The organism is Jiangella rhizosphaerae (assembly GCF_003579925.1).
Taxonomy (GTDB): domain Bacteria; phylum Actinomycetota; class Actinomycetes; order Jiangellales; family Jiangellaceae; genus Jiangella; species Jiangella rhizosphaerae.
Window position 1 is genome coordinate 19,142 of sequence record NZ_QUAL01000182.1, and the last position, 16,820, is coordinate 35,961.

The following is a 16,820-nucleotide window of genomic DNA, read 5'->3' on the forward strand; positions in this document are numbered from 1 at the left end:
ACTTGGCGGAGGGTGCAGAGGGCGGGAATCGGCGAGGCCCGGTTGACCGTGGTTCAACCTCCGATTTATTCTGTTATACAGATAGCAACTTCCGTATGATGGAATAAGGGAGAGCGCGATGGCGGGTATCGAGGTCACCGGTCCGATGCACGAACGGTTCGACCAGGTGCTGACGCCGGCCGCCCTGGCCCTGATCGAGCGGCTGCACCGGGAGCTGAACCCGCGCCGGCTGGAGCTGCTGCGGCGGCGCGCCGAGCGGACGGCCTCCATCGCCGCCGGTGCCGAGCTGGACTTCCTCGCCGAGACCAAGGACGTGCGCGAGGACGACACCTGGCGGGTGGCGCCGCCGGCACCCGGGCTGGAGGACCGCCGGGTCGAGATCACCGGCCCCACCGACCGCAAGATGACCATCAACGCGCTGAACTCCGGCGCCAAGGTGTGGCTGGCCGACCAGGAGGACGCCAACACGCCGCTGTGGGAGAACGTCGTCCAGGGGCAGCTCAACCTCCTCGACGCCATCGAGGGGACCATCGAGTTCACCAACCCCGACGGCAAGCACTACGCGTTGCGCACCGACCAGCCGCTGGCCACCATCGTCGTCCGGCCGCGCGGCTGGCACCTGCCGGAGAAGCACATCACCGTCGACGGCGAGCCGACCTCCGGCGGGCTGGTCGACTTCGCGCTGTACCTCGCCACGAGTGGGCAGAAGCAGATCGACCGCGGCCAGGGACCCTACTTCTACCTGCCGAAGATGGAGAGCCACCTCGAGGCGCGGCTGTGGAACGACGCGTTCGTCATCGGCCAGGAGGCGCTGGGCATCCCGCGCGGCACCGTCAGGGCGACCGTCCTCATCGAGACCTACCCGGCCGCGTTCGAGATGGAGGAGATCCTCTACGAGCTGCGCGAGCACTCCGCGGGCCTCAACGCCGGCCGCTGGGACTACATGTTCAGCGTCATCAAGACGCACCGCACCCGCGGCTCCGACTTCGTGCTGCCCGACCGCAACTCCGTCACCATGACGGTGCCGTTCATGCGCGCCTACACCGAGCTGCTGGTGCGCACCTGCCACAAGCGCGGCGCGCACGCCATCGGCGGCATGGCCGCGTTCATCCCCAGCCGCGACCCCGAGGCCAACGAGGCGGCCTTCGCCAAGGTCCGCGCCGACAAGGAGCGCGAGGCCGGCGACGGCTTCGACGGCTCGTGGGTGGCGCACCCGGGCATGGTCGAGGTCTGCCGCGAGGCGTTCACCGCCGTCCTCGGCGACCGGCCGCACCAGATCGAGCGCACCCGCGACGACGTCCAGGTCACCGCCGCCGACCTGCTCGACGTCGCCTCCACGCCGGGGGAGGTCACCGAGGCCGGGCTGCGCGGCAACATCTCCGTGGGCATCCAGTACCTCGCCGCGTGGCTGGGCGGCACCGGCGCCGTCGGCATCAACAACCTCATGGAGGACGCCGCGACGGCCGAGATCAGCCGCAGCCAGGTCTGGCAGTGGCTGCACAACGGCGTCGAGCTGGCCGACGGCCAGCGGGTCACCCGCGAGCTGGTCGAGCGGCTGATCGACGAGGAGTGCGCGGCCATCGAGCAGCGCATCGGCGCCGACGCGTTCGGCGGCGGCCACTGGGCCGAGGCCCGGGCCACCTTCACCGACCTCTCGCTCGCCGCCGACTACGTCGACTTCCTCACCCTCCCGGCGTACGAGCGCATGCCGTGAGTCACGGCAGCGGGACGACGTAGGAGTCGACCTGCGCGATCAGGTCGTCGCGGAAGGTGAACAGGTCGTTGTAGGCGAACCGGAACGGCCCGTGCTCACGGTGCCGTCCGGCGCCGGTGCCGGTCACGACGACGACCTCGCCGGCGTCGATCGTCCGCTCGACCGTCAGCTCGGGGCGTCCCTCGAAGGCCGGGTTCTCGATCTCGTCGTCGAACTCGGCCTTGCCGTGCGTGGTGCGCAGGCCGTGGATGTGCCAGACGACGTCGTCGGTGAGGCACGACAGGATCGCCTCGTGGTCGCTGTGCCGGAAGCCGTCCATGTACCGATGGACGAGTCGCGTGTGGCCGGTCATGGTGCACTTCTCCGGGGGTCGCTGGTCAGGGCCGTCAGCACGGCGTCGAGCCGGTCGAGGATTCCGGCCAGCCCGGTGCGGGCCTGCTCGGTGCGCAGGCGCGGCGGCAGGCGCCGCTGGTGCACGACGACGGCGGTGCCGGTGCCGTCGGGCTCGAGGCGGATGTCGGTCGTGATGCCCGTGCGCGGCTCGCTGAGCACCAGGCGGGTCGGCGGCTCGACGACCTCGTACCGGAAGATCAGCGGGCGGCCGGCGCCGTCGGCGCCACGGGTCTCCAGCCTGAACGTCCCGCCGACGCGGAGGTCGACGACCACGGATCCGGGCGCGACCGTCGCGTGGTCGCCGCCCCAGAACGCGGCCAGGTGCTCCGGCGTCGTGAACGCCTCCCACACCAGGGCGGGCTCGGCGTCGAGGTGGCGTCTGGCGATCAGCTGGTCGCCGTCGAGGGAGACCCGCGCCGTCACGCGCGGTCCTTCCGGACCGCGGCCAGGTGGTCCTCGAGCCGGTCGAGCCGCGACTCCCACGCCCGCTGCTGTTCGCCGATCCACCCGGCCAGCTCGCCCAGCCGCTCGACGTCCAGCCGGCACGGCCGCCGCTGGCCGTCGACGCGTTGGCTGACCAGTCCGCAGCGCCTGAGGATGCCGACGTGGCGGGAGACGGCCTGGTGCGTGAGGTCGAACGGTTCGGCGAGCTCGCCGACGGTTGCCTCGCCGCGGGCAAGTCGGCTGATGATCGCCATGCGGGTGCGGTCGCCGAGGGCCGCGAAGACGGTGTCGAGATCGTCGTCGAGAACGGGGGGCACGGAGCCCACCGTATCCGCAAGCAATCCCTTGCGCAAGGAGTTGGTTGCAGACGCCTCCGTGCCCACCGTCCTCGGCGAGCCGCCGGTTCAGCCGGTCTGGGCGGCGAGCTTGACGGCGGCGGCGACGGCCGGTGCGACCTCGGGGTCGAACACCGACGGGACGATGTAGCTGGCGTTGACCTCGTCGGGGCCGACGGCGTCGGCGATGGCGCGGGCGGCGGCGAGCATGACGGCGTCGGTGATCTCGTGCGCTCCCGCGTCGAGCATGCCCCGGAAGAAGCCGGGGAAGGCCAGCACGTTGTTGATCTGGTTCGGGAAGTCCGAGCGGCCGGTCGCGACGACGGCGGCGTGCTCGCGCGCGGCGATCGGGTCGACCTCGGGGTCGGGGTTGGCGAGGGCGAACACGATCGCGTCCGGCGCCATGGTGGCGATGTCCTCGCCGGTGAGCAGGTTCGGGCCGGAGACGCCGATGAACACGTCGGCGCCGGCCAGCACCTCGCCGAGCGACCCGGTGGCGCCGCGCGGGTTGGTGTTCTGCGCGATCCAGCGGCGGAACTCGTCGCGGCCCTCGCCGTTCTCGGCGTGGACGGCGCCGCGGCGGTCGCAGGCCACGATGTCGGTGACGCCCTGGGCGTGCAGCAGCCGGATGATCGCGTGCCCTGCCGCGCCCACACCGCTCACCACGACCCGCACGCCGTCCAGCGGCTTCCCGACCACGCGCAGCGCGTTGTAGAGCGCGGCCAGCACCACGATCGCGGTGCCGTGCTGGTCGTCGTGGAAGACCGGGATGTCGAGCAGCTCGCGCAGCCGGGCCTCGATCTCGAAGCAGCGCGGCGCGGCGATGTCCTCCAGGTTGATGCCGCCGTACGCGGGCGCCAGCGCGCGCACGATCGAGACGATCTCGTCGGTGTCCTGGGTGTCCAGGCAGACCGGCCAGGCGTCGACGCCGGCGAACTGCTTGAACAGCGCGGCCTTGCCCTCCATGACCGGCAGCGCGGCGGCCGGGCCGATGTTGCCCAGCCCCAGCACGGCCGACCCGTCGGTGACGACGGCGACGGTGTTGCGCTTGATGGTGAGCCGGCGGGCGTCCTCGGGGTTCTCGGCGATGGCCAGGCACACCCGGGCGACGCCGGGCGTGTAGGCGCGGGAGAGGTCGTCGCGGTGCTTGAGCGGCACCTTCGGGTTGACCTCCAGCTTCCCGCCGAGGTGGATGAGGAACGTCCGGTCGCTCACCTTCCGGACGGTGACGCCGTCGACCTGCGTCAGCGCCTTGGTGATCGACTCGGCGTGGTCGGAGTCGACGGCGTCGCAGGTGACGTCGACCACCAGGCGATCGGCGTAGGACTCGACGACGTCGAGGGCGGTCAGCGCGCCCCCGGACGCGCTGACGGCGGCGGCCAGGCCGCTCGTGGCCGTCGACGAGGACGGCGCCTCGACGCGGACCGTGATCGCATATCCCGGGCTGGGCGTAGCCATGCTGGACTCTCCGTATTCGTATTGCGGACGTTAGTATCTGCTGTGTGGAAAACGATGCGGCGCGGGCTCGCTCGGGTGGAGTGCAGTCGGTCGAGCGCGCGTTCGGCCTGCTCGAGACCATGGCCGACCACGGCGGCAGCATGGGGTTGTCCCAGCTGGCCACGGAGTCGCGACTGCCATTGCCGACCATCCACCGCATCGTCCGTACCCTCGTCGACCTCGGCTACCTGCGTCAGGAGCCGTCGCGTCGCTACGCCCTCGGACCGCGCCTGATCAGGCTCGGCGAGAGCTCCTCGACCATGCTCAGCACCTGGGCACGGCCGCAGCTCACTCATCTGGTCGACGAGCTGGGCGAGTCGGCGAACCTCGCGATGCTCGACGGTGACCAGATCGTATACGTGGCGCAGGTGCCCTCGCGGCATTCCATGCGGATGTTCACCGAGGTCGGCCGCCGGGTCTGGGCGCATTGCACCGCCGTCGGCAAGGCCGTGCTGGCCACCCTGCCGGAGCGGACGGTGCACGAGATGCTGCAGCGCACCGGCATGCCGCGGCAGACCGAGCACACCATCACCGACCCGGACGAGTTCGGCCGCGAGCTCGCCCGCACCGCGGGCCGCGGCTACGCCGTCGACGACGGCGAGCAGGAGATCGGCGTGCGCTGCGTCGCCGTCGCGGTGCCCGACGCGCCGTCGAAGCTGGGGCTGTCCATCTCGGGGCCGACGTCGCGGGTCACCGACGACCTCGTCGCCCGCGCCGTCCCGCTGCTGACCCGGGCCGCTCACGACCTCTCCGAGGAGCTGAGCGGGCGGACCCGGGCCTGACGCCGTCATCGTCGCGCCTTCTCCAGAGGGACGCCGCGGATCGAGGCGTCCAGGATCTCGATCGGGTGCACCAGCGCGATGTCGGCGGCGAGGAAGCGCCGGACCTGCAGCAGGCAGCCGGCGTTGGCGGTGGCGATGACGTCGGGTGCGGCGGCCTCGATGTTCGCGGCCTTGCGCCGGCCGAGCTCCTCGGCGGTGCCGGGTTGGACGAGGTTGTAGATGCCGGCCGATCCGCAGCAGATGTCGGCCTCGGGGATGTCGGTGAGCTCCACACCGGGGACGGCGCGCAGCAGCTCGCGCGGCTGCCGGCGGATGCGCTGGGCGTTCGCGAGGTGGCAGGCGTCGTGGTAGGCGACCCTGGCGTGGACGGGGTGCCGGGGCGCTCGCGGTTCCAGCTCGGCGAGCAGCTCGGTGACGTCACGGACGGACGCGGCGAACCGGGCGGCCCGCTCGGCGTAGGCGGGGTCGTCGGCCAGCAGCCGGTCGTACTCCTTCATCGACGAGCCGCAGCCGGCGACGTTCGCGACGACGACGTCGGCGCCGGCCCGCTCGACGGTGTCGATCAGGTGGCGCGCCCGGCCGGCGGCGCCGTCCTCGACGCCGGCGTGCAGTTCCAGGGCGCCGCAGCACCGCTGCCCCTTCGGCACGACGACCTCGCAGCCCTCGGCCGCCAGCACCCGCGCGGTCGCGGCGTTGACGTCGCCGAACAGGACCCGCTGCGCACAGCCCTCCAGCAGCGCGACCCGCAGCCGCCGCTCCCCCGCCGCCAGGACGACCGGTGGCAGCCGGCGGAACAGCGACCGCACCGGCACCGGCGGCAGCAGGTCCTCGGCGGCACGCAGTTCCGCCGGCAGCCGGTCCACGATCCCGAGCCGGTGCGCCAGCGCCCGCAGTCCCAGCCGCCGGTACAGCACGCCGAACAGCGCCGCGATCCGCATGCGCGCCGGGTACGGGAAGACCGCGAAGATCGCCCCGCGGACCAGCCGGTCGCGGCGCGTGCGGGGGACGTGCCGCTCCAGCTGCGGGCGGGTCGCCTCCAGCAGCAGGTCGTACTGCACGCCCGACGGGCAGGCCGTCACGCAGGCCAGGCACCCCAGGCAGGAGTCGATGTGCCCGGCCATCGTGCGGTCCAGCGGGATCTCACCCCGCTCGGCCAGGTCCATCAGGTAGATCCGCCCGCGCGGGGAGTCCATCTCCTCGCCGTCGACCAGATACGTCGGGCACGTCGGCAGACAGAATCCGCAGTGGACGCAGTCGTCCAGCAGGTCGCGCCGCGGCGGGTGGTGGGCGTCGAACGAGCCGCCGGGTGTCAGAACCATGGCGCGAACCTCCCGCTGCCGAGGCGGTCGTCGGGGTCGAACGCGTGCTTGACCGCGCGCATGACGGCGACCGCGGGCGGCGGGGCGCCCCACGCGGGGAGCTCGTCGCGCAGGCCCGCGGTCCAGCGGCAGACGGTGGTGGCCGGGTACTCGGTGCGCAGCGCGGTGACGACGGCGGCGTGCGCGGCCGGGGTGCCGCCGCGCAGCCGGACGGTGTGCGCGCCGGCGAACGGGCTGCTCGTCATCGCGGCGGTGACGGCGTGCGCGGCGGCCTCGCGGGCGATCAGGGCGGTCAGCGACGGGGTCCGGTCCGGTGCGGTGCCGAGGCGGACGACGGTGTCGCCGTCGCTCCCGTCGCTGACGGCGGCGACCTCGTCCCAGACGTGCGCGGGTGCCTCGGCCGCGTCCGGCCCGGCGAGCGCACGCGCCCGGCGCAGCCGGTCCGCGACGCCGCCGGCGGTACCATCGAACCGCGCGAGCAGTCTCCCGGCGCAGTACTCGACCGCCACGGGCTCGAGCGAGGCGTGGATCAGCCGGCCGCCGAGGTCGAACGCCTCGGCCGCGTCGCACGGGACGGCCAGGGTCGCCGTGGCCGCCGGCCGCGGGTGCAGCCGCAGTACCACCTCGGCCAGCACGCCCAGTGTGCCGAGCGAGCCGTGGAACAGCTTGGCGAGGTCGTAGCCGGCGACGTTCTTGATGACATGGCCGCCCGAGCGGGCCACCGTACCGTCCGCCAGCACCACCGTCACGCCGATGACGCTGTCACGCGAGGTGCCGAACGTGTGCCGCACCGGGCCGGCGTCGGCAGTGGCCACCAGCCCGCCGACAGTGGCGGCGCGGGCCGGGTCGAGGGCGACCCATTGGGCGTTTTCGGCCAACGTCTCCTGCAGCGTGGCGAGCGGCATGCCCGCCTGCACGGCCACCGTCATGTCCGTCGGGTTGTAGCTGATCAGGCCGCTCATGCCGGTGGTGTCGAGGACAGCGTCGTACTGAGGCGCGCCACCCCAATCCGCGGCGCTGCCACCCCCGGCGATGGCCACCCGCTCGCCTTCGCTGTCCACCAGGGCATCGCGGAGCTCGGCCAGGGTGCTCGGCCGATAGGTGGTCACGGTGCTCATAGCCGCTCGATCACCCCCGCCTCCTCCAGCGGGTGCGGCCGGTACGGGCCGGGCCGCTCGCCGCACAGCCGCGGCGTCGGGAACACCTTGCCCGGGTTGCACAGGCCGTCGGGGTCGAACGCCGAGCGCAACCGCAGCATCGTCGCCAGGTCGTCCTCGCCGAACATCCGCGGCATCGAGCATGCCTTGTCCGCGCCGATGCCGTGCTCACCCGACAGCGACCCGCCCAGTTCCACGCACAGCTCGGCGATCGCGGTGGACAGGTGCTCGGCGCGGTCGTGCTGCCCCCCGGCCTCGCTGTAGAGGACCAGCGGGTGCAGGTTGCCGTCGCCGGCGTGGAAGACGTTCGCCACCCGGATCCCGGCCTCGTCGGCCATCGCCGCGATGCGGCCCAGCACCTCGGCCAGCCGCCCGCGCGGCACCACACCGTCCTGCACGAAGTAGTTCGGGCTGATCCGCCCGACCGCCGCGAACGCCGCCTTGCGGCCCTTCCAGATCAGCGCCCGGTGGTCGGCGTCGGCCGCCACCATGATCTTCGTGCTGCCGTACCGGCGGCAGATCTCCTGGACCTCGGCGAACTGCTCCTCCACGTCGTCGGGCGGGCCGTCCAGCTCGACCACCAGGGCGGCGGCGGTGTCCGGCGTGTAGACGCTCTGCGTCGACGCGGCGACCGCCTGGATGGCCAGGTTGTCCAGCATCTCCACGGCCGCCGGGACGATGCCCGCCGCGATGATCCCCGTCACCGCGTCGCCCGCGCCGGCCACCGTCGCGAAGTCGGCCACCATCGTCCGCACCGCGGCCGGCGTGGCCAGCAGCCGCACGGTCACCTGCGTGACGATGCCCAACGTGCCCTCGGACCCGACGAACGCGCCGAGCAGGTCGTAGCCGGGCAGTTGCGGGGAGTCGCCGCCCAGCCGGGTGACGGAGCCGTCGGCCAGGACGACCTCGGCGGCCAGCACGTGGTTGACGGTGAACCCGTATTTCAGGCAGTGCGCGCCGCCGGAGTTCTCCGCGACGTTGCCGCCGATGGTGCACACCTGCTGACTCGACGGGTCCGGCGCGTAGTACAGCCCGTAGGGCGCGGCGGCCCTGCTGATGTCGAGGTTCGTCACACCCGGCTCGACGACGGCGCGCAGGTTCACCGGGTCGATCTCGACCACGCGGCGCAGCCGCTGCAGCGAGATGACGATGCCGTCGGCCACCGGCAGCGCGCCGCCGGACAACCCCGTACCGGCACCGCGAGCGACGAACGGCACACCGTGCCGGGCACACACCCGGACGGCGGCGGCGACCTCCTCGGCCGATCGCGGCAACACCACCATGGCCGGCTGCACGCGATAACCGGTCAGGCCGTCGCACTCGTAGGTCCGCAACCGTGCCGGGTCGGCGATCACGTTCTCGCGACCCAGCACCTCGGCCAGCTCGCTGGTCCAGCTCATATTCCGCGATCCGGAAAAGAGCGCCTCGCCATACGGATACCTTAGGACCGCCCGATAGGCCGGTCAACCAGCCGGACCCGAGGCCCGTTCCGCCGCCACGGACCGCGCCGGGACAACCTATAGGATCACTACGACGTTTCCGTTGTGTTGCCTCGCGGTAAATCCGCTGCGACCGGCCTTGAAGTGCGGTGTTGCCCGCCCGCGACACTCGGAGTCGCGGGGACGATCAGATAGGATCTCGCTGTTCGCGCGGAGGGAGTTGCATCGTGTCCACGGGCGCCGTGACCACCGGCATCGCCGGCCTCGCACCGCTGAATCGCATGCAACGCGCCGGCCGCACCGCGCCGCACGTCCGCGACCTGCTCGAGGAGGCGATCCTGCAGGGGGTGCTGCTGCCCGGCGCGCATCTCAACGCCGACGGCCTGGCCAAGCAGCTCGGCATCAGCCACATCCCGGTCCGCGAGGCGCTGCGCGCTCTCGGCGTCGACGGCTGGATCGAGTTCCGGCCGCACCAGGGCGCGTTCGTCCGCGGCCGCAGCGAGCAGGAGCTGGCCGACCTGTTCGAGAGCCGCACGTTCCTCGAGGCGCAGGCCGCGGCCCTGGCGGCCGAGCGGCGCACCGGCGAGCAGCTCGCCATCCTCGACGACATCCTCGCCCGGCAGCGCCGGTCCACCGACCCCATCGAGCTGGCCCGCATCAACGCGGAGTTCCACAGCGCCATGGCCGACTGCTCGCAGAACAACCTCCTGGCCGGTTTCGTTCGCACGCTGAGCATGCGCGCCCGGTTCTACTTCTCGACGGTGCCGCCGCAACGGCAGGACACCTCCCGGCGCCAGCACGAGGCCCTGGTCGACGCCATCCGGCGGCGCGACAGCATGGCGGCCGGCCAGCTGGCGCGCGACCACGTCGCCGCCACCCGCCGCGACGTCCGGGCGGAGCTGCTCGCCCCCTGAGCCCGTTCCCGGCGCGAGAGCGGCCAGAATGGGTCGCACCCAGCGCGGAGGAGAACCACCCATGGCCAAGTACCTGCTGCTGAAGCACTACCGCGGTGCGCCGGCGTCGGTCAACGACGTCCCGATGGATCAGTGGACGCCGGACGAGATCGACGCGCACGTGCAGTACATGCGCGACTTCGCCGCCCGGCTCCAGGAGACCGGTGAGTTCGTCGAGGAGCAGGCGATCGCGCCCGAGGGAACGTTCGTCCGGTACGACGGCGAGGGCCGCCCGCCGATCACCGACGGCCCGTTCGCCGAGACCAAGGACCTCATCGCCGGCTGGATGGTCATCGACGTCGACAGCCACGAGCGCGCCGTCGAGCTGGCCGGTGAGCTGTCGGCCGCCCCGGGCGCGGGCGGGCGGCCGGTCCAGGAGTGGCTGGAGCTGCGCCCGCTCCTCGCGCCGCTGCTGCCCACCGTCACCGAGTGACCGCTCCGATGGACGAGGCGCTGCTCCGCGGCCTCACGCCGAACGTGCTCGCGATTCTGGTCCGCCGCGGTGCCGACTTCGCGGCGGCGGAGGACGCCGTGCAGGAGGCGCTGATCGAGGCCGTCCGGGTGTGGCCGGACGACCCGCCGCGGGACCCGAAGGGCTGGCTGGTCACCGTCGCCTGGCGCAAGTTCCTCGACGCGACCAGGGCCGAGACCGCCCGCCGCCGGCGCGAGGACCTCGTCCAGGAGGAGCCGGTTCCCGGTCCCGCGCCCGCGGTGGACGACACCCTCCAGCTCTACTTCCTGTGCGCCCACCCCTCGCTGACGCCGTCGTCCGCGGTCGCGCTCACGCTGCGCGCCGTCGGTGGTCTGACGACCCGCCAGATCGCCGAGGCCTACCTGGTGCCCGAGGCGACCATGGCGCAGCGCATCAGCCGGGCCAAGCGCACGGTGTCCGGTGTGCGGTTCGACCAGCCCGGCGACGTCGCCACCGTCCTGCGCGTCCTGTACCTGGTCTTCAACGAGGGCTACTCCGGCGATGTCGACCTCGCCGCCGAGGCCATCCGGCTCACCCGGCAGCTCGCGGCGGCGATCGACCATCCCGAGGTATCCGGGCTGCTCGCCCTCATGCTGCTCCACCATGCCCGGCGGGCCGCCCGGACGGCGCCCGACGGCAGCCTGGTGCCGCTCGCCGACCAGGACCGCGGCCGCTGGGACACCGGGTTGATCGCCGAGGGCGTCCAGATCCTGCAGGCCGCCCTCGCGCGCGATCAGCTGGGCGAGTTCCAGGCGCAGGCCGCCATCGCGGCGCTGCACGCCGACGCGCCCACGGCCGAGGAGACCGACTGGGTGCAGATCGTGGAGTGGTACGACGAGCTCGCGCGGCTGACCGACAGCCCCGTCGTCAGGCTCAACCGCGCGGTGGCCGTCGGCGAGGCCGACGGCGCGCGGGCCGGGCTCGCCGCGCTCGCGGAGCTGGACGACTCGCTCCCCCGGCACACCGCGGTGGCGGCGTACCTCCACGAGCGCGACGGGGACCTCGCGACGGCGGCCCGGCTCTACGCCGAGGCGGCCCGGAAGGCCTCCAACCTGGCCGAGCGCGACCACCTGACCCGCGAGGCCGCCCGGCTCAACGCCGGACGGCCTCGTTGACGGGCGTCAGTCGCGGCGGCGGTAGCCCGACGGACGACCGCGGCCGGAGCCGCCGCCCTTGTAGGGACGGCCGGAGCGGTTCGGGCGGCCGCCGTTGCCGGACGAGCGCGGCCGCTCGCGCTCCTGCGCCATGGCCGGGGCGTCGGCGAGCGCCGTCGGGGTGATCGGGCCCTCGACGGCGCGGGCGTCGACGTTCTTGGCGGTGACACCGGCCCGGCGGAGCAGGTCGCCGAGGCCGCGCACCTGGCGCGGGGTCGCGACGGTGACGACGGCGCCCGTGGCGCCCGCGCGGGCCGTACGGCCGGAGCGGTGCAGGTACGACTTCGGCTCGCCGGCCGGGTCGAAGTGCACGACCATGCCGACGCCGTCGACGTGGATGCCGCGGGCGGCGACGTCGGTGGCGACGACCACCTTCGCCCGGCCGGACCTGAACCGGTCGAGGTTGCGCTCGCGGACCCGCTGCGACAGGTCGCCGTGCAGGTCGACCGCGGCGACGCCGGCGTCCTCGAGGTCCTCGGCGAGGCGGGTGGCGCCGTCCTTGGTGCGGGTGAAGACGATGCTGCGCGGGTTCGCCTTCATCAGCTCGGTCATGACCTCGAGCTTGTTGTACGGGCCGACCACGAGCACGTGGTGGTCCATGGTCGTGACGGAGTTGGCGTCGGGGTCGATCTCGTGCTTGGCCGGGGCGTTGAGGTGCCGGCGGACCAGCTTGTCGACGTCGCCGTCGAGCGTGGCCGACAGCAGCAACCGCTGCCCGCCCTCGGGCGTGGCGGCCAGCAGCTCGTCGACGACCGGAAAGAACCCGAGATCGCAGAGGTGGTCGGCCTCGTCGAGGGCGACGACCTCGACGTCGTCGAGCTTGCAGACGCCCTTCTCGATGAGGTCGCTGAGCCGGCCCGGGGTGGCGACGACGATGTCGGCGCCGCGGTCGAGCCGGCGGATCTGCCGGTCGTACGGCGCGCCGCCGTAGACGGTGACCATGCGCAGCCGCAGCGCCTCGGCCAGCGGCTCGAGTGCCGTGGTGACCTGGCCGGCCAGCTCGCGGGTCGGCACGACGATGAGCGCCCGCGGCCGGTTCGGCTCGCTGCGCTCGCCGTCGAGGCGGGCGAGGACGGGCAGGCCGAACGCGAGCGTCTTGCCCGAGCCGGTGCGGGCGCGGCCGAGCACGTCGCGGCCGGCGATGGCGTCGGGAATGACCGCCGCCTGGACGGGGGTCGGCTCGACGATGCCGTCGACGCCGAGGATCTTCACGACGCGGTCGGGGACCCCCATGCCGGAGAACGCCGAGCCGGCCGGGTCGAACGCCTCGATGGCGGCCCGTCGGGCGGGGTCGAAGGAGCGGCGGTCGTTGGGGCGGCCGCCCTGACGGCGGTCGCCGCGGAACGGCCGGCGGCCGTCACCATCGCGGCGGAAGCCGCCGTCGCGGCGGAACCCGCCCTCACGACGGTAGCCGCCTCGGCGGTCGGATCGCTGGCCGTAGCCGGAGGAGGAACGGGAGTCGGTGCCGGCCGAAACGCCGGCAGGGTCGTACGAAGTCACTGTGCTCCGAATCGGTAGAGCGCGGGGCGCGCACCCCAGCGCGTCCGCAAGCGGGCGGACGCACGGTAGGCCTTCGAGGGGCGCGGGGTACCCGACTTTCCCTCGACGTTCCACCGTCACAGAATTCGGGCACGAATGAGGCCCCGCTGAAACACGAGGCCCTGGCTTGCTGTCAGTCTACCGGTTCGCGGCCCGCCGGGCACCACGGACGACGGAGACGCTCATCACCTCGCCGCCGGAATGCGACCGGCGGCGAGGCGTGTTGGTCGCGAACATGAGCGACGACTCCCTGCGCAAGCTCCTCGCCGCACACCGCCTCGGCGTGCTGGCGACGGTCAAGCGCGACGGCCGGCCCCAGGTGTCGGTGGTCACCTACGTCTACGACCTCGGCTCCGACCTGATCCGTGTCTCCGTCCGCGACCCGCTTGCCAAGACCCGCAACCTGCGCCGCGACCCGCGAGCGACGCTGCAGGTGACGGCGCCGGGCGGCGGCTCGTGGGTGGCGGCGGAGGGGCTGGCCGAGCTCAGCCCGGTGGCCCGCGACCCGCACGACGACACCGTCGAGGCGCTGGTCGAGCACTATCGCGACGCCCGCGGCGAGCACCCGGACTGGGACGACTTCCGCGCGGCCATGGTCCGTGACGAACGCGTGTTGCTGCGGCTGCCCGTCGACCACGTCTACGGCCGGGCCTGAAGCTCCACGGCCGCCGGCTCCGCGGCCCGGCCCGCCGGCTCCGTCGCCGTCGCGCGGAACGCCGTGAGGAGCCCGGGCACGGCGCGGTCGGCGAGGTCGACCGCCTCGGCGGACTCGACGTCGATGGCTTCGTACGAGCCGTAGCCGGCCGCCGTCGTCACCTGGACGGTGGCCAGGCGGAGCCGCCGCTGCAGCAGCGACTGCCGGAAGGTCACGCCGACGACGGCGCGGCTCTGCAGGGCCGCGGTGCTGCGGCTCCAGGCGCCGGACCGGGTGACGAGGTAGCCGTCGGCGACGGTGTGCCCGAGCGATCGGTATGCCACCACGGCGAGCGCCAGCGTGACCGGCGCCAGCCCGAGCCCGGCCAGCCACACGTGCCCGGGCATCGCGTCGATCAGCGTGGTGAGCCAGGCCAGCAGTCCCGTGACGACGGCCGTCGCCAGGAGCGCCCAGCCGACGCGCCGGCGCAGCGCCCGTCGCGGGTGCGGACGCAACGGGCGGTCGAGCGGGCTCTCGCCGGTCTCGAGCACCTGCGCGGCCACCCGGCGCGCGACGGAGACCGGCCCGCGCGGCAGGATCTGCGCGGACGGCGTCATGCTCCAGATGCTGAGGCCGGTCGAGATGACGGTGGTGTCGGCCATGCCCATCCACCGCCACAGCAGCGGCTCGTCGATCTGCACCCCGCGCAGGCGGTTGTCGTCGCGGTTCACCTCGCGCGTCTTGAACAGCCCCTGGGTCGTGCGCAGCACGGTGCCGCGGTCGCCCGGGACGCGAGCCAGCACGAACCGCCAGTTCTCGGTGAAGAAGTTGATCGCCAGCCCGACGACGCCGACGACGCCCACCGTCGCGACCGCGATGACCACCGTCCACGCCGTGCCGATGGCCTCCCAGTCGGCCAGGCCGCGGACGAACCCGGCCGGGTCGAGGCCGAACATCTGCAGCGCCCAGTACGTGCCCCAGAGCAGGCCGGCCGCCATGAGGAACGCCCAGACGCTGAACATGTTGTAGACGACCCAGGACCGCTCCAGCCGGGCGAACACCTGCTCGTCGTCCGGCCTCGGCGCGGCCTCGGTCACTGCCTGCGGTTCCGGCTCTGACGTCCGCTCGGCCGGTCCGCCGTAGAGCAGCTCCTGCCGCAGCCGCTGCGCCGTATCGACCCGGACGGCGTCGAGGGTCAGCGCCGCCTCGCCGGCCGCGCTGTGCTGACCGGCGCCGACGGTGACGACGCGCAGGCCGGTCAGCTTGTGCCGGAGCTTCGCCGACGTGTCGACGCTGCGGATGCGGTCGCGGCGGATCGACCGGTGCTGGCGGACCAGCAGACCCGTGCGGCGCTCGACGTACTCGTCGGTGACGCGGTACCGCGTCTTGACCCAGCGCAGCAGGTCGGCCAGCCCGCCGAACACGCCGACCGCGGTGCCCACCAGGATCGGGCCCATGGTGCCCCAGCTGATCTCGGCGCCGAAGAACACGACGGCGACGCCGGCCGGCACCATCGAGAGCACCGTCTTGGCGGAGTCGACCCAGACCACCCGGGTGTCCAGGCGCTGCCACGGGACCTCGTCGCCGGCGGGGACCGGCTGGAGGTCGGCGGCGACGGGCTCCGGGTCGGCGGTCATGTCGCGTCGCCCGGGGTGCGCTGGGTGATCTTCGCCAGGTCCGCGGCCACCTGAGCGGCGACCGCCGCGTCCATGCCGGGCACCTTGATCGCCCCACGCGACGACGCCGTGGTGACCTCGAGCGTGGCCAGGTTCAGTGCCTGCTCGAGCGGGCCGCGGATGGTGTCGACGGTCTGGATGCGCGAAATCGGCGCCACCCGCCACTCGCGGACGACCCAGCCGGTGACGGCGTAGACGGCCTCCTCGGTGACCTCCCACCGGTGGACGGCGTAGCGCCACAACGGCATGACCAGGGTGACGCCGGCACCCCACACGGCGACGACGACGAGGATCGGGCCCAGCCAGGACCGGGCCGGCCCGATGATCAGGTACGCCGCGGTGAGCAGGCCGGCCAGGATGCCGAAGCCGATGACCGACTGCAGCACCCACAGGCCGATGGCGCGGCGCTCGACCCGGTGCTCGGGCGGCCGCAGATCGATCGGCTGCTCAGCCACGGCCGATCCGGCTCAGGCGGGACCGGCGCACCGCCAGGTCGTAGGTCACGGACAGCTCCTTCGCGTAGGCGTCGACGTCGGTCTCGGGACGGGCGAACAATTCGCTCGGGATCGCCTCCAGGCTGCCCAGCAGCGCGACCGCCATGAACCGCGGCGAGAAGTCGCGGAACTCGCCGTGCTCCTGGCCCTCGCGCAGCAGCTGCTCGATCTGGCCGACCGCGATCTCGCGCTGCGAACGGACCAGCTCGCGGTTCTCCTGACCGCCCAGGCCGGCGAGCACCTGACCCAGTGCGAGCACGTGCCGGCGGTGTGTATCGCAGAACCTCACGAAGCCCCCGATCAGCCGACGCAACGCCTCGCGGTAGCTGGCGGCGTCGCCGATGTGCTCGGTGAGCCAGGCGTCCATCAGCGCGTTGATATCGGCCACGACCTGCTCGAACAGCTCGGCCTTGTGGTCGAAGTGGTACGAGATGAGCCCCGCGCTGATGCCGGCCTGCTCGGCGATGCGGGCGAACGAGGTCTTCGCGTAGCCGACGTCGGCCAGCGTCTCGATGGCGGCGGCGACGATCTGGTCGCGGCGTGCGGCCTCGATGAACGACCGGTGTTTCTGGTCAGTCGCCTCATTTCTTGGTCGCATGACCAAAATTCTAGCGACATCTTCAGAAGGTGCGTAGCTGTGAGGTCGTGAACGTTGGTCGGTCGTGTGTGGCGTTGGCCCCGTCCCCCTGCTGCCCGATTGTCTTGGCCGCGTGCACGCGCCTCAAGCGGACTGTGGGGCGCTTCGCGCCGGCGATGACCGCTTGACCCGCGCGCCCGCGGCTCAGAACGGGCAGCTATCAGGGGGACGGGGGAAGAGC

The 16,820-nt window shown here is 73.0% G+C and carries 17 protein-coding genes; 6 read left to right on the top strand and 11 right to left on the bottom strand.

From position 1 onward, the window contains the following. The first annotated feature begins 118 nt into the window (after window positions 1-118). Window positions 119-1,714 carry a malate synthase A gene (gene aceB, locus DY240_RS19725; RefSeq protein WP_119661558.1) on the top strand — a complete coding sequence of 532 codons (1,596 nt, stop codon included), beginning with the start codon at window positions 119-121 and terminating at the stop codon, window positions 1,712-1,714. 1 nt (window position 1,715) lies between these two features. Here the strand turns inward: aceB and DY240_RS19730 are convergent, their stop codons facing one another. From DY240_RS19730 to DY240_RS19745, 4 genes are all read right to left on the bottom strand, one after another. After that, on the bottom strand, window positions 1,716-2,066 hold the full coding sequence (locus tag DY240_RS19730) for a nuclear transport factor 2 family protein (RefSeq protein ID WP_119661559.1): 351 nt from the start codon (window positions 2,064-2,066) through the stop codon (window positions 1,716-1,718). Beyond that, complete coding sequence (locus tag DY240_RS19735) at window positions 2,063-2,530, bottom strand: SRPBCC family protein (RefSeq protein ID WP_119661560.1); 468 nt, start codon at window positions 2,528-2,530, stop codon at window positions 2,063-2,065. Before DY240_RS19735 ends, DY240_RS19730 begins: the two co-directional genes overlap by 4 nt. Continuing rightward, window positions 2,527-2,868, bottom strand: a complete 342-nt coding sequence (locus tag DY240_RS19740) for an ArsR/SmtB family transcription factor (RefSeq protein ID WP_119661573.1) — start codon at window positions 2,866-2,868, stop codon at window positions 2,527-2,529. The genes DY240_RS19735 and DY240_RS19740 overlap by 4 nt, the downstream gene beginning before the upstream one ends. An 87-nt stretch (window positions 2,869-2,955) precedes the next feature. After that, complete coding sequence (locus DY240_RS19745) at window positions 2,956-4,344, bottom strand: NAD-dependent malic enzyme (RefSeq protein ID WP_119661561.1); 1,389 nt, start codon at window positions 4,342-4,344, stop codon at window positions 2,956-2,958. Between the two features lie 80 nt (window positions 4,345-4,424). Between DY240_RS19745 and DY240_RS19750 the strand changes: the two genes are divergently transcribed. After that, window positions 4,425-5,165 carry an IclR family transcriptional regulator gene (locus tag DY240_RS19750; protein ID WP_325049292.1) on the top strand — a complete coding sequence of 247 codons (741 nt, stop codon included), beginning with the start codon at window positions 4,425-4,427 and terminating at the stop codon, window positions 5,163-5,165. A gap of 5 nt (window positions 5,166-5,170) precedes the next feature. Here the strand turns inward: DY240_RS19750 and DY240_RS19755 are convergent, their stop codons facing one another. Genes DY240_RS19755 through DY240_RS19765 form a run of 3 tightly spaced genes read right to left on the bottom strand, consistent with a single transcriptional unit; the run spans window position 5,171 to window position 9,041 of the window. Next, window positions 5,171-6,484, bottom strand: coding sequence for a (Fe-S)-binding protein (locus DY240_RS19755; RefSeq protein WP_119661562.1), 1,314 nt, complete (start codon window positions 6,482-6,484; stop codon window positions 5,171-5,173). Continuing rightward, entirely contained in the window at window positions 6,475-7,602 is a 1,128-nt protein-coding gene (locus tag DY240_RS19760; RefSeq protein ID WP_119661563.1) for an FAD-binding oxidoreductase, read from the bottom strand. Before DY240_RS19760 ends, DY240_RS19755 begins: the two co-directional genes overlap by 10 nt. Next, a complete protein-coding gene (locus tag DY240_RS19765; protein WP_119661564.1) occupies window positions 7,599-9,041 on the bottom strand; it encodes an FAD-binding oxidoreductase in 1,443 nt (480 codons plus the stop codon). Before DY240_RS19765 ends, DY240_RS19760 begins: the two co-directional genes overlap by 4 nt. Window positions 9,042-9,307: 266 nt before the next feature. On the opposite strand from DY240_RS19765, the gene DY240_RS19770 reads away from it, so the two are divergent. From DY240_RS19770 to DY240_RS19780, 3 genes are all read left to right on the top strand, one after another. Further along, the gene (locus DY240_RS19770) at window positions 9,308-9,994 is read left to right on the top strand and encodes a GntR family transcriptional regulator (protein WP_147375411.1); all 687 of its coding nucleotides are present in this window, start codon (window positions 9,308-9,310) and stop codon (window positions 9,992-9,994) included. Between the two features lie 61 nt (window positions 9,995-10,055). Then, entirely contained in the window at window positions 10,056-10,466 is a 411-nt protein-coding gene (locus DY240_RS19775) for a YciI family protein (RefSeq protein ID WP_119661566.1), read from the top strand. A gap of 8 nt (window positions 10,467-10,474) precedes the next feature. Continuing rightward, entirely contained in the window at window positions 10,475-11,620 is a 1,146-nt protein-coding gene (locus tag DY240_RS19780) for an RNA polymerase sigma factor (protein WP_119661567.1), read from the top strand. A gap of 6 nt (window positions 11,621-11,626) precedes the next feature. Here DY240_RS19780 and DY240_RS19785 read toward each other — a convergent pair whose 3' ends face one another. Further along, window positions 11,627-13,159 carry a DEAD/DEAH box helicase gene (locus DY240_RS19785; protein ID WP_158602913.1) on the bottom strand — a complete coding sequence of 511 codons (1,533 nt, stop codon included), beginning with the start codon at window positions 13,157-13,159 and terminating at the stop codon, window positions 11,627-11,629. Window positions 13,160-13,433: 274 nt separating this feature from the next. On the opposite strand from DY240_RS19785, the gene DY240_RS19795 reads away from it, so the two are divergent. Beyond that, window positions 13,434-13,853: a PPOX class F420-dependent oxidoreductase gene (locus DY240_RS19795; protein ID WP_119661575.1), complete on the top strand. Its 420-nt coding sequence runs from the start codon at window positions 13,434-13,436 to the stop codon at window positions 13,851-13,853. On the opposite strand, the gene DY240_RS19800 is transcribed toward DY240_RS19795, so the two are convergent. The 3 genes from DY240_RS19800 to DY240_RS19810 are packed head-to-tail and all read right to left on the bottom strand — an operon-like array spanning window position 13,838 to window position 16,600. After that, window positions 13,838-15,469, bottom strand: a complete 1,632-nt coding sequence (locus tag DY240_RS19800; protein ID WP_119661570.1) for a PH domain-containing protein — start codon at window positions 15,467-15,469, stop codon at window positions 13,838-13,840. The two genes, DY240_RS19795 and DY240_RS19800, sit on opposite strands and share 16 nt — an antisense overlap. After that, window positions 15,466-15,963, bottom strand: coding sequence for a PH domain-containing protein (locus DY240_RS19805; protein WP_119661571.1), 498 nt, complete (start codon window positions 15,961-15,963; stop codon window positions 15,466-15,468). Before DY240_RS19805 ends, DY240_RS19800 begins: the two co-directional genes overlap by 4 nt. Then, on the bottom strand, window positions 15,956-16,600 hold the full coding sequence (locus DY240_RS19810; RefSeq protein WP_119661572.1) for a TetR/AcrR family transcriptional regulator: 645 nt from the start codon (window positions 16,598-16,600) through the stop codon (window positions 15,956-15,958). The genes DY240_RS19805 and DY240_RS19810 overlap by 8 nt, the downstream gene beginning before the upstream one ends. Window positions 16,601-16,820 lie beyond the last annotated feature (220 nt).